At 66.5% G+C, this 14,090-nt stretch carries 12 protein-coding genes and 8 tRNA genes; 10 read left to right on the top strand and 10 right to left on the bottom strand.

Annotated elements, in window-relative coordinates; genetic code table 11:
- Positions 1-19 precede the first annotated feature (19 nt).
- The 7 genes from QPK27_RS15710 (at position 20) to QPK27_RS15680 (ending at position 5,229) form a co-directional block, all read left to right on the top strand.
- Positions 20-229, top strand: a complete 210-nt coding sequence (locus tag QPK27_RS15710; RefSeq protein ID WP_208277906.1) for a hypothetical protein — start codon at positions 20-22, stop codon at positions 227-229.
- Position 230: 1 nt separating this feature from the next.
- Complete coding sequence (locus QPK27_RS15705) at positions 231-1,370, top strand: class I SAM-dependent methyltransferase (protein ID WP_290419189.1); 1,140 nt, start codon at positions 231-233, stop codon at positions 1,368-1,370.
- Between the two features lie 183 nt (positions 1,371-1,553).
- Positions 1,554-1,630: transfer RNA gene (locus tag QPK27_RS15700), tRNA-Met, on the top strand.
- An 83-nt stretch (positions 1,631-1,713) separates the two neighbouring features.
- Positions 1,714-1,980 carry a hypothetical protein gene (locus QPK27_RS15695; protein ID WP_290419188.1) on the top strand — a complete coding sequence of 89 codons (267 nt, stop codon included), beginning with the start codon at positions 1,714-1,716 and terminating at the stop codon, positions 1,978-1,980.
- 46 nt (positions 1,981-2,026) lie between these two features.
- A complete protein-coding gene (gene dbpA, locus QPK27_RS15690; RefSeq protein WP_290419187.1) occupies positions 2,027-3,436 on the top strand; it encodes an ATP-dependent RNA helicase DbpA in 1,410 nt (469 codons plus the stop codon).
- A gap of 129 nt (positions 3,437-3,565) precedes the next feature.
- Positions 3,566-4,729: a hypothetical protein gene (locus QPK27_RS15685; RefSeq protein WP_290419186.1), complete on the top strand. Its 1,164-nt coding sequence runs from the start codon at positions 3,566-3,568 to the stop codon at positions 4,727-4,729.
- Positions 4,726-5,229 carry a TssQ family T6SS-associated lipoprotein gene (locus QPK27_RS15680; protein ID WP_290419185.1) on the top strand — a complete coding sequence of 168 codons (504 nt, stop codon included), beginning with the start codon at positions 4,726-4,728 and terminating at the stop codon, positions 5,227-5,229. The genes QPK27_RS15685 and QPK27_RS15680 overlap by 4 nt, the downstream gene beginning before the upstream one ends.
- An 18-nt stretch (positions 5,230-5,247) precedes the next feature.
- Here the strand turns inward: QPK27_RS15680 and QPK27_RS15675 are convergent, their stop codons facing one another.
- From QPK27_RS15675 to earP, 3 genes are all read right to left on the bottom strand, one after another.
- Positions 5,248-6,825 (bottom strand): amidase, encoded by a 1,578-nt coding sequence (locus QPK27_RS15675; protein ID WP_290419184.1) that lies wholly within the window; start codon positions 6,823-6,825, stop codon positions 5,248-5,250.
- A 142-nt stretch (positions 6,826-6,967) separates the two neighbouring features.
- On the bottom strand, positions 6,968-7,543 hold the full coding sequence (locus tag QPK27_RS15670) for an elongation factor P (protein ID WP_290419183.1): 576 nt from the start codon (positions 7,541-7,543) through the stop codon (positions 6,968-6,970).
- 122 nt (positions 7,544-7,665) lie between these two features.
- Positions 7,666-8,823, bottom strand: coding sequence for an elongation factor P maturation arginine rhamnosyltransferase EarP (gene earP, locus QPK27_RS15665; RefSeq protein ID WP_290419182.1), 1,158 nt, complete (start codon positions 8,821-8,823; stop codon positions 7,666-7,668).
- 470 nt (positions 8,824-9,293) lie between these two features.
- Here earP and QPK27_RS15660 point away from each other — a divergent pair, with 470 nt between their 5' ends.
- From QPK27_RS15660 to QPK27_RS15650, 3 genes are all read left to right on the top strand, one after another.
- Positions 9,294-10,184 carry a hypothetical protein gene (locus tag QPK27_RS15660; protein WP_290419181.1) on the top strand — a complete coding sequence of 297 codons (891 nt, stop codon included), beginning with the start codon at positions 9,294-9,296 and terminating at the stop codon, positions 10,182-10,184.
- A gap of 78 nt (positions 10,185-10,262) precedes the next feature.
- Positions 10,263-10,520 carry a hypothetical protein gene (locus QPK27_RS15655; RefSeq protein ID WP_290419180.1) on the top strand — a complete coding sequence of 86 codons (258 nt, stop codon included), beginning with the start codon at positions 10,263-10,265 and terminating at the stop codon, positions 10,518-10,520.
- A gap of 24 nt (positions 10,521-10,544) precedes the next feature.
- On the top strand, positions 10,545-12,611 hold the full coding sequence (locus tag QPK27_RS15650; protein WP_290419179.1) for a S8 family serine peptidase: 2,067 nt from the start codon (positions 10,545-10,547) through the stop codon (positions 12,609-12,611).
- 346 nt (positions 12,612-12,957) lie between these two features.
- Here the strand turns inward: QPK27_RS15650 and QPK27_RS15645 are convergent.
- From QPK27_RS15645 to QPK27_RS15615, 7 genes are all read right to left on the bottom strand, one after another.
- Positions 12,958-13,033 (bottom strand) — tRNA-Glu (locus QPK27_RS15645).
- Between the two features lie 140 nt (positions 13,034-13,173).
- Positions 13,174-13,249 (bottom strand) — tRNA-Glu (locus QPK27_RS15640).
- 101 nt (positions 13,250-13,350) lie between these two features.
- Positions 13,351-13,426: transfer RNA gene (locus QPK27_RS15635), tRNA-Glu, on the bottom strand.
- A gap of 101 nt (positions 13,427-13,527) precedes the next feature.
- Positions 13,528-13,603 (bottom strand) — tRNA-Glu (locus QPK27_RS15630).
- A 50-nt stretch (positions 13,604-13,653) separates the two neighbouring features.
- A tRNA-Ala gene (locus QPK27_RS15625) sits at positions 13,654-13,729 on the bottom strand.
- Positions 13,730-13,826: 97 nt separating this feature from the next.
- A tRNA-Glu gene (locus QPK27_RS15620) sits at positions 13,827-13,902 on the bottom strand.
- Between the two features lie 59 nt (positions 13,903-13,961).
- Positions 13,962-14,037, bottom strand: a tRNA-Ala gene (locus QPK27_RS15615).
- Positions 14,038-14,090: the final 53 nt, after the last annotated feature.

Here is a 14,090-nt window from a genome sequence, read left to right as displayed (position 1 = left end):
CATCCAACAAACCTCAACCATGAAACCTGCCCGCATCCTGACCTTCAAGTGCGCCAAGTGCACCAAACCGGTCAAAGTCTTCCTGCAGAAAGTCTCCGCCTGCTCGCACATCCAGCCCTACCAGGGCATCTGTGATTGCGGCGAAGTCAAGCGCCACGCCACCGGCAGCCCGGATGCCGTGAAGTCGTACATCGAATCGACCGACGGTAACTGGCATCACCATCACTGACATGACGCGCATCGAATGGCTTGAAGGCGGCGCATCCCGCTCGGCGCAATGGCGCTCGGAAAGCGGCTGGCCGGCGCCGAAGAAGGTGGTCGTGGCCGACGATACCATGAGCGCCGACGCCGCCTACCGCCTGGCGCTGGACGGCACTGCCCTGCTCTGGCGCGGCGACTTCCAGAACGCGCGCCAGCTGCTGCAGGCGCTGGTACGCCGCATCGAACACAAGGGCGACCGCGCGCGCCGCGCCAAGCCCGGCAAGACGCCGGCCACGCCGCTCGAAGCCTTCCACCGCCACCGCCTGCAACAGCTGCAGCGCGCGCGCACCCTGGCCATGCTGGTGATCCCTTTCGAGGCCGACCACGGCATCCCGCTGCGGCGCGCGCCGGACGCGCGCCTGGCCTGCCTGGAAGCTTACGGCCCATCGCTTGAGCCATATATTGCGTCGCTGCGCGAACTGCTGGGCGTGATCGGCGCCCACGAATGGCGCCGCAAGGGCGTCATGATCCCGGCGCTGGACGAGCGCATCCACCCCTGGTACGGCGTGTTTTCGCCGGTGCGCGGCGAATACGTCGAGCTGGTGGCGCAGGCGCCGCTGCCGACCGGCGCCAGACTGGCCTTCGACATCGGCGCCGGCACCGGCGTGCTGTCGGCGGTGCTGGCGCGGCGCGGCCTGCAGGTGCTGGCCACCGACATGGACACGCGTGCGCTCGGCTGCGCGCGCGAAAACATCTCCCGCCTGGGACTGGCGAGCCAGGTCGACATCGTCCAGGCCGACCTGTTCCCCGAGGGCCGCGCGCCGCTGGTGGTGTGCAATCCGCCCTGGCTGCCGGGTAAACCCAGCTCGGCGATCGAGTACGCCATCTACGACCCCGACAGCCGCATGCTGCGCGGCTTCCTCGACGGCCTGGCGGCGCACCTGGAACCAGGCGGCGAAGGCTGGCTGATCATGTCCGACCTGGCCGAGCACCTGGGCCTGCGACCGCGCGAGCAGCTGCTGGGCTGGATCGCGGCCGCAGGACTGGAAGTCGTGGCGCGCCACGATACGCGCCCGGTGCATCCGCGCGCCAGCGACCAGGACGATCCCTTGCACATGGCGCGCTCGCAAGAGGTCACGTCGCTGTGGCGCCTGCGCGCCGCCGGTTGATTTTTAACGCACAGCAACGGCCTTTCGACCGCCATGATTGCAAAACAAAGTTGGACGCGCTATACTGACGTTCTCAGACGCGGGGTGGAGCAGTNCGCCGGTTGATTTTTAACGCACAGCAACGGCCTTTCGACCGCCATGATTGCAAAACAAAGTTGGACGCGCTATACTGACGTTCTCAGACGCGGGGTGGAGCAGTCTGGCAGCTCGTCGGGCTCATAACCCGAAGGTCACAGGTTCAAATCCTGTCCCCGCAACCAAATTCGATACGAAAGCCCGACTCACCGAGCCGGGCTTTTGTTTTTGCGCTGTGTGTGGCCCTCGTGTGGCCCGTGTGTGGCAGATGAGAGACAAGAAAGATAACGCGACGTTCGATCTGCCCGGCTTCGAACCGGCCGCACCGCTCGTCGCAGCTGCCGAGCCGAACGGCGTAGCAGGCGAGCAACCGAAGCGCAACGGCCCACGCCCGCGCCGCATCGCCCTCAAGCAAGAGCAGATGCAACTGCTCGAAGAAACCGATACCACCGGCCTGCCAGTCTGGCGCCGCGACGACAAGCTCGACCTGACCGGCCTGCCGGTCTGGGCGCCCGATCCCAGCGATCATCCATAGTCCGGCCCGGCCGGCTGCCACAGGTCCCTACAGGCCCTCCATCGCCATGCAATCCGATTCGTTCACCGCTCTGCCCCTCGGCCCGCGCTTCCTCGCCAACCTGGCGACCCTCGGCTACCACACCATGACCCAGGTGCAGGCGCAAACCCTGCCCGCCGTGCTGGACGGGCGCGACCTGATCGCCCAGGCCAAGACCGGCAGCGGCAAGACCGCCGCCTTCGGCATCGGCATCCTGCACCGGCTCAACCCGGCCTGGTTCGCGGTGCAGGGCCTGGTGTTGTGCCCGACGCGCGAGCTGGCCGACCAGGTGGCGGGCGAACTGCGCCGGCTGGCGCGCGGGGTCGGCAACGTCAAGATCCTGACCCTCACCGGCGGCGTCTCGATGCGCCCGCAGATCGCCTCGCTCGAGCATGGCGCCCACATCGTGGTCGGCACTCCGGGCCGCATCCGCGACCACCTGGGCCGCGCCACGCTCGACCTGTCCAAGGTGCAAACCCTGGTGCTGGACGAGGCCGACCGCATGACCGACATGGGTTTCTACGACGAGATCGCCAACATCGTCAGCGCCACCCCGGAGCGGCGCCAGACCCTGCTGTTCTCGGCCACCTACCCGGACGACATCCGCTTCGCCACCGCCGGCTTCCTGCGCGATCCGCTCGAAGTGACGGTCGAAGGCAAGCACACGCAAGAGAAGATCGCCCAGCGCTTCTACGAGATCGGCTTCGACGGCCGCGACGAAGCGGTGGCGCGCCTGCTGCGCCACCATCGTCCGGTGTCGGCGCTGGCGTTCTGCAACACCAAGGCGCGCTGCCGCGAACTGGCCGAATCGCTGCGCGCCGAAGGTTTTTCCGCCCTGGCGCTGTATGGCGAGCTGGAGCAGCACGAGCGCGACGAAATCCTGGTGCTGTTCGCGAACCGCAGCTGCTCGGTGCTGGTGGCCACCGACGTCGCCGCGCGCGGCCTCGACATCGCCGACCTCGACACCGTGATCAACGTCGACGTCTCGAAGGATCCGGAAGTGCACGTGCACCGCATCGGCCGCACCGGCCGCGCCGGCGGCAGCGGCATGGCGCACACGCTGTGCGCGCCGAACGAAAAGAAATGGGTGCGCCTGGTCGAGGAATACCAGGACCAGCCGGCCGTCTGGGAAGACCTGGACGCGCTCGGCGGCCAGGATGAACCGGCGGCGCCGGCGCCGATGGTGACGCTGAACATCGCCGGCGGCAAGAAGGCCAAGCTGCGTCCGGGCGACCTGCTGGGCGCGCTGACCGGCGACGCCGGCCTGACCAAAGAGCAAGTGGGCAAGATCAATATCGGCGAATTTAACAGCTATGTCGCACTGGAGCGCAACGTGGCGCAGGCGGCAGTCGAACGCCTGGCCGCCGGCAATCCGCCCGGCCCCGGCTTCGGCGCCATCAAGGGCCGCTGGTTCAAGATGCGCTTCGTCGAGTTCTGAACGCCGCCGGCCGCTCCCGGTCGGGCCGCGCACTGTTGACCCGACTACCACGTGCGCGCCGCAAATATGGCATCATTTGCAACAAAACAAGTTGCCCGGAAGCGCATCCCGCGTAACCGGCACGATGCCATGACAATCAATCCGCCCAGCACGCCAAGTACGCCAGACACCCCGCCGCCGGCGATCGAGGGACGCACCGTCCGCGAGATCGTCGAACACAACCACGCGCTGGTGAACGAGCCCTGGTGCCGCCGCATCTTCCGCCAGCTGCTGCAATCGCTTGAGGTGCAGTATGGCATGCGCATGCCGCATCGCCGCATCTCGCCCGACACCATCATGATCCTCGATGCCGGCGACCCGATGCTGCTGCCCGACGGCGGCGATCCGGCGCAGGACGAGCGCATCGTCGACGACCTGCGCGACCTGGCCGCCACGATCCACTACGCGATCACGCTCGAGCTGATCCCCGAAGGTCCGCTGCGCGGGCGCGCCCTGCCCGGCTACAGCGACTCGTTCCTGGCCGCGATCGACCGCTGCATGTCGCCCGATCCGGAACAACGTCCGCGCAACATCGAGGAACTGCGCAACCTGCTCGGCATCGTGGTGCTCGGTCCGCCGGCGGCGCTAACATTGCCGGGCGACGAGCCGCCGGCGCCGGTGCGCATCACCGAGGTGCCGCGCAAGGAGCGCCCGGGCGACGCCGCGCTTGTGTCCGGCAGTGCTGCGCGCCGCAACAACCGCTGGCCGCTGTGGATCATGGCCGCCATCGTGGTGGTCGGCGCCGTGATCGCGCTGGCGCTGCTGCTGCGCCAGACCGACAGCAGCGAAGCGCTGGCGCTGTCCGTGCCCGAGCTGGCGGAACCATCCTCGGCCCCACCCGCGGCGGCGGATCCGGAACAAGCGCTGGTGACGCTGCCCCAGCCGAATCCGGCCGTGCCCGAAGGGCCGGTGCTGGACGAAGCCGCCGCCAACGTTCCCACGACCGGCGTCGCCGCGGCGCCGCAAAACGCCGCGCCGCCCACCGCCGTCCAGCTGGCCCCGAAAGGCACGCCGCCCGGCGCCGCCGTGGCCGGCAGCACCTACAAGCTGGTCATCCAGCCGTGGGGCACGGTGGTGGTCGACGGCATCGAACGCGGCGCCAGCCCGCCGCTCAAGCACCTGACCCTGCCGCCCGGAGAGCACACGATCCGCATCGTCAATCCGAGTTTCCCCGAGCACACCGTGACGGTGCAATCGGTGAAGGACGGCAAGGGCGTGATCGAACTGGATTTCACCGAGGAGAAGACACCGTGAGCGCACGCATCGCACCCCTGACACCGCAGACCGGCATGCTGGCGCTCCTGGTGCTAAGCCTGGGCCTGGCAGGTTGCGCCCCGGTTGCGCCCGTTTTGGGCGGGAAGACGCCGGCGCGCGCCCATCCGCGCGCCGACGCCGTGAACGCGCGCGCCGAACGGGCGCCGGCGCCAAGCCGCCCGGCCCGCACCGAACGCGCGCCCGGCCGCGACGAGGTCGCCCTGCGCGACGGCATCGCCCTGTTCAACGACGGCGATTACAACGGCGCGATCCGCCGCCTGAGTGGACCCGAGATGAACGGCGCCGCGCTGCGCCACCGCGTGGCCGGCCTGAAATACATCGCGTTCAGCTATTGCGTCACCGGACGCCAAGGCCTGTGCCGCGAGAACTTCGAGCGTGCATTGCGGCTCGATCCGAATTTCGACCTCGGCGAAGGCGAACACGGCCACCCGCTGTGGGGGCCGGAATTCGCCAAAGCCAAACAGGCGGTGCGGCGCTGACCGTCGCCCCGCAGGCGTTTACAGCTTGAGCGTGGCCGGATAGGTCGGCGCGCGGCGCCGGCGGCTGGCCTGCTCGTAGGCATAGGCCATGCCGATCAGGGCCGCTTCGCTCCAGGCGCCGCCGACAAACGACAAGCCGACCGGCAAGCCGCGCACCTGGCCGGCCGGCACCGTCACGTGCGGATAGCCGGCCACCGCCGCCGGCGACGAGAAGCTGCCGCCGTAGTGGTCGCCATTCACGTAATCGGTCAGCCAGGCCGGTCCGCCGGTGGGCGCCACCAGCGCGTCCAGCTTGTGCTCGCGCATCACTTTGTCGATACCTTCTTCGCGCGAATAGCGCAGGTTGTTGGCCAGCGCGTCCTTGTATTCGCGCGCTTCCAGCCCCGGCTTGGCCTGGGCCGCGATCAGGTGTTCCTGGCCGAAATGCGGCATCTCCCGCTGCGCATGCCTGACGTTGAAGGCGATCACGTCGCCCATGGTCTTGACCGGCGCGTGCGGCGCGTAGGCAGCCAGCCAGGCTTCCAGGTCGGGCCGGAACTCGTGCAGCAGCACCGCCAGTTCGGTCTCGTTGTACTTGTCGGTGTTGGGTACCTCGACGTCGACCAGGATCGCGCCCTGGGCCGCCAGCAGCGCCAGCTCCTTCTCGATCACCGCATCGGCCTGCTCATTGCTGCCGAAGAAATTGCGCGCGACGCCGAGGCGCTTGCCGCGCAGGCCGTCCGGGCGCAGCGCGGCTGCGTAGTCGGCCACGCGCGCGTCCGTCGTCGCACTGTCCTGGGCGTCGGCGCCACTCAGCGCCGCCAGCAGCAGCGCGGCGTCGGCCACGGTGCGCGTCATCGGTCCGGCGGTGTCCTGCGAATGGGCGATCGGGATGATGCCGCTGCGGCTGACCAGGCCCAGCGTCGGCTTGATGCCGACGATGCCGCAGGTAGAGGCCGGCGACACGATGGAGCCGTCGGTCTCGGTGCCGACCGCCAGCGTAGCCAGGCTGGCCGCCATCGCCGCACCCGAACCCGAACTGGAGCCGCTGGTGTTGCGGTCCAGCGCGTAGGGGTTGCGCGTCTGGCCGCCGCGGCCGCTCCAGCCGCTCGACGAGCGGGTCGAGCGCATGTTCGCCCATTCCGACAGGTTGGTTTTGCCGAGGATCACGGCGCCGGCTTCGCGCAGCAGCGCCACGATGTGCGCGTCCTTTTTTGCGCGCACGCCATCGAGCGCCAGCGAACCGGCGCTGGTGCTCATCCGGTCGGCAGTGGCGATATTGTCCTTCAGCAGCACCGGGATGCCGTGCAGCGGCCCGCGCAGCTTGCCGGCCTTGCGTTCGCGGTCGCGCTCGATGGCAATGGCGAGGGCGTCGGGATTGGTCTCGATCACCGAACGCAGACGCGGGCCGGCGCGGTCGATGGCCTCGATGCGCGCCAGGTAGCGCGTCGCCAGCGCCTGGGCCGTCAATTGGCCGCTGCGCATTGCCTCTTGCTGGGCTTGGACGCCGGCTTCCAGGATGGCGTCGCCCGCGGGCGCGGCGGCCAGCGCCGGATGGATCACCGCCGCGCTCGCCGCCAGCCCCGCTCCCAGTTGCACGAATTGCCTGCGCTTCATCGCCACTCCCTCGTTTTTATTGAAAGCAATAGCATATCAGTAAGACATAGGCTGTTGTCACAAAGTCGCTCCAGCAACGTGGTCAATGTCGAGGCGAAAAAAAACGCTGCCGAAGCAGCGTTTTTTTTGACAAAGCCGGTGCTTAGTTACGCACGACTTTCTTGTACTCGTTGGTACGGGTGTCGATTTCGATGGTGTCGTCCTGGCTGACGAACAGCGGGACCATCACGATATGCTGGTGGGCTTCGATCGCGTTTTCGATCTTGGCTTCCTTCAGGACGTTGCCCGAAGTGTTGCCCTTGACTGCCGGCTCCGAGTAGATCACCTGGCGTGCGATGATGGTCGGCAGTTCGACCGAGATGGCCTTGCCGTCATAGAACACGGCTTCGCATTCCATGCCGTCTTTCAGGTAGTGCAGTGCGTCGCCCAGGTTTTCTTCTTCGATTTCGTACTGGTTGTACTCTTCGTCCATGAAGACGTACAGCGGGTCGGCGAAGTACGAGTAGGTCACCGGCTTCTTGTCCAGCACGACCACGTCGAACTTGTCGTCACCGCGGAACACGTTTTCCAGCGGAGCGTTGGTCAGAAGATTCTTCATCTTCCATTTGTAGGTGAAGCCCGTGCGGCTCGAGCCGTTGACGTCGGAACGCAGCACGATGAACGGCTTCTCATCGACCATGATGATGTTGCCAACACGAATTTCTTTTGCGGGTTTCATAGTGTTTTACTTAAAAAGGTAGTTGCATTAAATCATCGTGAGCCCGTTGGCAAACGCCATGGCCTACGTTTGATCGTCGGAATCCAGTACAAACTAACCGGGCATTATACTCGGTTTTGCCCTTACCGCCCCAGTTCGCGCACGAAATCGAGCAGCTTCGTCACCAAATCGCCATGCGCCAGCACTTCCCCGCGCCATTCTTCGGCGCGCGCAAGGTCGTGCGGTATTTCGTTCAGCACGGCCTGCCATGCCTCATTCCAGTCGCCGATGGCCAGGGCGCCATTCCAGCCGAGCATGAAGCGCGCCAGCGCCGGCAGTTGCGCGGCGTAACGGTCGAGGAAGGCGCGCAGCTTCTTGTGGTGCAGGTTCTCGTCCTGCACATAGATGTGCCAGACGAAGGGGCGGCCGGCCCACTGGGCGCGCACCCAGGAATCCTCGCCGCGCACGAAGTTCAGGTCGCAGGCCCACAGCAGCAGGTCGTAGTCGGGCTGCGGCACGAAGGGCAGCACGCGCAGCGTCAGGGCGCCGTGCGTCGCCGCGGCGCCGGCCACGGCGGCGGCGCCCAGGAAGGCCTCGACCTGTTCCCTTGCCACGCCTTCCGGCACCAGGCACAGGGTCGGCTTGGCGCCGCCGGTCCAGGTTTGCAGCATGTGGGCGACCGGCGCGTCCGGATAGCAGAACAGCGACACCTTGCGCGCAGCAAGTTCCTGCGGCGTGACGCCAAAGCGTGCCAGGAAAGTCGCCACGGCAGCGTGGTCTTGTTGAAACGCGCGGCGGCGCTCGTCCAGGCCGGCCTCGTGCAGCAGGCCGCCGGTGCGTTCGTTAAAGCCGGGGAAATAGAAATGCTTGGTCAGGCGCAGGCGCGGATGCATCGACGGCAGGCGGTGGCAGCCTTCGACCCAGTCCTCGGCCGTCAAGCCTTCGTAGTTCAGCCACACCGGGCGCGGCGTGCGCGCCGCCATCGCCTCGACATAGCCGGGCGGCAAGTCGCAGCCGAAGAATTCGATGACCACCTCCGGGATCCCGTCCGGCGCGAAGGCGCCGTCCTGGCCGCGCCAATGGCGCACCGTCACGCCCTGCACTTGCTGGACCTCGGCGCCAAGGTCGACTTCCGGACAGATGCGGCGGTAGCTGGCCAGGTCGTCGACCCACAGCGTCACCGCCACGCCATGCTCGTGCTGCAACTGGCGCGCCAGGCGCCAGCAGATGCCGATGTCGCCATAGTTGTCGACCACTTTGCAGAAGATCGCGAGCGATGGAGCGGTTGGGCGTATGGACATGGCGGCGAGGTGAAAGATGGGTTCGGGCGGCGCCGGGCGGCTGGAGCCGGTCCGGCAAAGGGCCGTCATTCTACTCGATTCATGGATGCTTTTTCCGCGTGCAAAGTGATTTGCGCAATGGAATGTCGCGGTTTTCCTGCCGTTGTATGCGTTACCGCAAGCGGCGATCGTGAAGTCACTTCACATGGAGTTAGTTCATAAACTTCGCGCCTGGCCTCAGGTCGAACGCTTACCTGCAGGGAAGGCGGTCTCGTTGATGCCTCCCTGCCCTACGCTCGCGCCACCGGCTCACCGTCGCCATCGATGTCCGCATTGATTGTGGGAGTCCGGGCGCGATTCATATGAACGCGGCCGCAAGTGCTCGTTCGTTGGCAACCTGGCGCAGCTCCGCGACGGTGTCGCGCAGCGCGCACGAGCATGTGGGCCGGCCGTCACGCCGGCACCGCGGCCGATTACTGGAGGAGTCGGACATGTACGATTTTCAGCAAGGTTTTGGCGCACAGCAAATCCCGCAGCAGCAGTTCGCACCGCAGAGCCTCGTGGGCGGCACGCTCGGCGCGCCGATCGGCGGCGCCATCGGACGCGGCATCGGCGGACTGTTCAACAATCCCAACCTGGGCGGCCGCATCGGCCAATGGGCCGGCGGCTTCCTGGGCGGCCTGTCGCCGTTCTCGGCCGATCCGACCGGTACCCAGCAACAGCAGATCGATCCGCAACAGCTGCAACAGCTGCAGCAACTCCAGCAGCTGCAGCAACTCCAGCAGATGCAGGAGCTGCAGCAACAACAGCAATTGCAGCAACAGCAGTTCGCACCGCAAGGGATCGGCAGCTTCATCTCCAGGCTCAGCAAGCCGGCGGGCGCGATCGTCGGCGGCCTTACCGGCAATCGCAAGCTGGGCGACATGATCAGCGACACCGGGAGCTATGCCCGCTTCCTGCCGTTCTCGGCCGATCCACAAACCCAGCAAGGACAGCAAGGCCAGCAGAATCCGCTGTTGCAACTGCAGCAGCTGCAGGCCCAGGAACAGCAACTGCAGCAAATGCTGCAGCAATGCCAGCAACAGCAAGCGGTGCTGCAACAGCAGCTGGGCGCCCAGCAAGGCGGCCAGGGACAGATGACGCCGCAGGGCGGCTGGGTCGCCAATATGGTCGGCCAGTATGCACAGCCGATAGGCAGCTTCCTGGGCAACCAGTTCGGTAACCAGGGCCTGGGCGCGGCCATCGGCGGCGTCGCCAGCCAGATCGGCCGCATGCTGCCGTTCTCGGCCGATCCGTACAGCGCCTACCAACAGCAAGCCCTGCAACAGGCCCAGCTGCAGGCCCAGCAAGGCCAGTTCGGTGGCCAGCAAACCCTTCATTAAACGATAACAAAGCCGCCGGAAGCCGCGACTGCGGCGTCCGGCTTTCGCGGGTTCTGTTGAGCCCGCAGGAGCCCAACCATGCCGCAACCCCTGCCACCTGCCGCAGTCAGCCGCTACATCGTGCGCGCCACCGGCGAGGACGACGCCCTGGCCCGCTTCCTCGCCGCGCTCGACACCGAGCCCGGCGTGCGCCTGGTCGACACCATCGGCCCCTCCGCCGGCCCGCCGCATACGGCCGTCGTCGAGACCGACGCCCCGACCGCCGAGCGCCTGCGGCACAGCAGCCTCTACCAGTTAACGATCGAACCGGACCAGCCGCTCTCGCTGTCGCGCTGAGCGGCGCCGGACAAAGGACACGACATGCCCAAACAACCTCAAGGCGGCGCCAGCGACTTCCAGGACCGCCCACCTCCACCGCCGGACGGCGCCGGAGACAAGCGCCCCGCCACCGACGACGGCGCCGCCGCAGGCGCGGCCAGCGCGGGTGCTGCGCCCATCGCTTCCGGCAGCGCGGGCGCTTCCGCCACTTCCGGCGCTTCCGGCGCTGAAGGCGCTTCCAGCGCTTCCGGCGCTTCCAGCACCGGCGCCGCGCCGGGGCCCGGCCGCCCGGTCGCCGAGCGCAAGAAGAAGTATCTGGTGGCGCCGCGCGCCGCGCCCGGCGCCGCCTTCGGTCCGTCCGCCCTCGCCCCTGCGCTGGGACTGCAATCGGTCGAACAGGCATTGCAGGCGCTGCCCGACATCGACGTGGTCGAAACCATCGCCACCCGCGCCAGTGTGGCGCCGGCCGGTTTCGGCCCGCTCGGCATGGCCGGCTTCACACCGTCCGGCGGCGGCGTGTTTGGCGACAGCGGCGACGGCGTGGTGGTGGCGCGCATGACCGACCAGAAGGCCGGCGAACTGCTGCAGCGCGGCCAGGGGCAACTGCTGGTCGAGCGCGACCAGCACCTGCGGCTGCTCGACCCGATGCTGCGCCGCCCCGACCTGGTCAGCTCGCTGACGCCCTACCAGGGGCCGCAAGCCGAGCTGCTGTTGAACGTGGTCGGCCAGGATGACCAGCCGTTGGCCGAGGTCGAGGTGTCGCTGTTCGGCGGGGTGTTGCCGAGCAGCGCCGTCACCGGCGCGGACGGCGTGGCGCGGCTGCGCGTCTACGGACCGGACGCGAATTCGGTCAGCGGCCTGTACGTCAAGCCGCGTGCCGACTACTGGAGCTTCTACCAGCGCGATCCCGACCTGAGCCTGGACCAGCCGAACGTGGTGATGCTCAAGCCGCTGGCCGAGTGGCCGGCGCTGCGCAACATGCCGCAACAGAACACGGTGGGCTGGGGGGCGCGCGCCATGCGCCTGGACCAGGTGCCGCCGCAGTTCGGCGGCCAGGGCATCAAGGTGGCCGTGATCGACTCCGGCGCCGCCACCACGCACGGCAACCTGAACCGCATCCGGGCCGGCTTCGACGTCGTCAACAAGCACGTCGACCGCGGCACCTGGAACGCCGACACGCTCGGCCACGGTTCACACTGCACCGGCGTGATCGCGGCCACCGATCCGGTCTGGGGCATCCGCGGCTTCGCGCCGCAGGCCGAGGTCCACGTCTGCAAGCTGTTCCCTGGCGGCCAGGTGAGCCAGCTGATCGATGCGCTGGAATACTGCATCGAACAGCAGATCGACGTGGTCAACCTGAGCCTGGGCGGCGGCGCACCGTCCGAGGCGCTGGAGCGCCAGATCGTGCGCGCCAAGCAGGCCGGCGTGGCCTGCATCGCCGCCGCCGGCAACTCGAGCGGACCGGTGCAATATCCGGCGTCGTCGCAGCACGTGCTGGCGGTCGCGGCGATCGGCAAGATCGGCGAATTCCCGCCCGACAGCTATCACGCCGAAACCCTGGGCAAGGACATCGACGCCCAGGGCTACTTCACCGCCCGCTTCAGCTGCTTCGGTCCGCAGGTGGACGTGTGCGCCCCGGGCGTGGCAGTGGTGTCGTCGGTGCCGCCGAATAACTTCGCAGCCTGGGACGGCACCTCGATGGCGACGCCGCACGTCACCGGTCTGGCGGCGCTGGTGCTGGCGCACCGGCCCGAGTTCCAGTCGGTGCTGCGCATGCGCTCGCCCGAACGGGTCGAGGGCCTGTTCCAGATCCTGCGCATGAGCGCGCGCCCGGTGGCGACCGCCGATCCGAACTACGTCGGCTACGGCATGCCGGACGCACTGATTGCGCTCGGCCTGTCGACCGCGCAGATGAGCATGCCGTGGCACGGCCAGGCATCAAGCTTCGGCATGCCGGCGGCGATGTTCGCCGGCATGGATAGCGGCCAGCGTGGGGGCACGGGGATCGGCATGGCAAGCGCGGGAGCTGGACCAGGCGCAATGGGACTGACCTTGCAGAGCCTGCCGTTTGGCTTTGCTTTCGGCGGCATGCCACCGCCGGGTTGGTAATGCCAGCGTTGGACCATCAGAATTGACGTGACTGCGTTGTCGTGACTGCGTTGACGTGGCTGCGTTGACGCGACCGCATCGAAGCGGCTGCAGCGACGCGACTGCATTGAAGCGATCGCGTCAAGACGACCACGTTGAAGCAGCTGCGTTGAATCGGCTGCGTTGCCTTGAATAAGCTGCCTTGAATCAGCTGCGTCAACGCGGCCGCACGAAAGGCCGCCTGTCGCACTAACAATGCAAAGCGAGCGGCGATCACGTTCACCGCGAGCCAAAACGGCATATCGCCGCCGTCAACGCAAAAAAGAAAACCGGAGCCCCACTCGCGTGGCCGGCTCCGGTCTCTGTCTGGCGTCCCCACGGGGATTCGAACCCCGGTACTCACCGTGAAAGGGTGATGTCCTAGGCCTCTAGACGATGGGGACCTAAAACTGTACTACTGCAACTACTGCTGGCACGGCCACGGCGTCATGACGACACGGCGCCCAGGCGCAAATATACCAGCACAATAGAAAAACCGGAGCACCTCTCCGCGCATGCGCGTTGGTCTACTCCGGTTTTAAGCTGGCGTCCCCACGGGGATTCGAACCCCGGTACTCACCGTGAAAGGGTGATGTCCTAGGCCTCTAGACGATGGGGACCTAAAACTGACTGACTTAAACTACCGACTACTAGACTACCTTGTACTGCCTGCCGGTGCCGCCGCTGGCGCAGCACCCTGCTCATTTCTTGCCAAAATTCTTGGCGTCCCCACGGGGATTCGAACCCCGGTACTCACCGTGAAAGGGTGATGTCCTAGGCCTCTAGACGATGGGGACCTAAATCTGACTGACTTAAACTACCGACTACTAGACTACCTTGTTCTGCCTGCCGGTGCCGCCGCTGGCGCAGCACCCTGCTCATGTCTTGCCAAAATTCTTGGCGTCCCCACGGAGATTCGAACCCCGGTACTCACCGTGAAAGGGTGATGTCCTAGGCCTCTAGACGATAGGGACCCTAGTCACTTCCAATGTACTACCGATACTGCAATGCTGCTTTTCCAACGTGGTGGAGGTAAGCGGGATCGAACCGCTGACCTCTTGCATGCCATGCAAGCGCTCTCCCAGCTGAGCTATACCCCCTACGGGAAAACAACATTTTACTACATCGTTGCTGCTTCGACTAGTGCTGCGCTTTTCACTACAACGCTGCTTCGTCCGGTCATTCTTGCCAGTTGCCTGGCGTCCCCACGGGGATTCGAACCCCGGTACTCACCGTGAAAGGGTGATGTCCTAGGCCTCTAGACGATAGGGACCGGGAACAACCGCTACTACCTTACTGCTGCACTACTTACTGCCTTACTACCTTCAGAGTTGGTGGAGGTAAGCGGGATCGAACCGCTGACCTCTTGCATGCCATGCAAGCGCTCTCCCAGCTGAGCTATACCCCCGCAGCGCTGAAGTGCGAGCATTATAGCGGACGCCCTTGCATTTCGCAAACAAC

This window comes from Massilia sp. YIM B02443, from assembly GCF_030411955.1.
Taxonomy (GTDB): domain Bacteria; phylum Pseudomonadota; class Gammaproteobacteria; order Burkholderiales; family Burkholderiaceae_D; genus Telluria.
This window is presented reverse-complemented; position numbering and strand designations above follow the sequence as displayed.

Coding starts and splice junctions, on each gene's coding strand:
- QPK27_RS15710 (WP_208277906.1), top strand. CDS start 20: ATGAAACCTGCCCGCATCCTGACCTTCAAGTGCGCCAAGTGCACCAAA.
- QPK27_RS15705 (WP_290419189.1), top strand. CDS start 231: ATGACGCGCATCGAATGGCTTGAAGGCGGCGCATCCCGCTCGGCGCAA.
- QPK27_RS15695 (WP_290419188.1), top strand. CDS start 1,714: ATGAGAGACAAGAAAGATAACGCGACGTTCGATCTGCCCGGCTTCGAA.
- dbpA (WP_290419187.1), top strand. CDS start 2,027: ATGCAATCCGATTCGTTCACCGCTCTGCCCCTCGGCCCGCGCTTCCTC.
- QPK27_RS15685 (WP_290419186.1), top strand. CDS start 3,566: ATGACAATCAATCCGCCCAGCACGCCAAGTACGCCAGACACCCCGCCG.
- QPK27_RS15675 (WP_290419184.1), bottom strand. CDS start 6,825: ATGAAGCGCAGGCAATTCGTGCAACTGGGAGCGGGGCTGGCGGCGAGC.
- QPK27_RS15670 (WP_290419183.1), bottom strand. CDS start 7,543: ATGAAACCCGCAAAAGAAATTCGTGTTGGCAACATCATCATGGTCGAT.
- earP (WP_290419182.1), bottom strand. CDS start 8,823: ATGTCCATACGCCCAACCGCTCCATCGCTCGCGATCTTCTGCAAAGTG.
- QPK27_RS15660 (WP_290419181.1), top strand. CDS start 9,294: ATGTACGATTTTCAGCAAGGTTTTGGCGCACAGCAAATCCCGCAGCAG.
- QPK27_RS15655 (WP_290419180.1), top strand. CDS start 10,263: ATGCCGCAACCCCTGCCACCTGCCGCAGTCAGCCGCTACATCGTGCGC.
- QPK27_RS15650 (WP_290419179.1), top strand. CDS start 10,545: ATGCCCAAACAACCTCAAGGCGGCGCCAGCGACTTCCAGGACCGCCCA.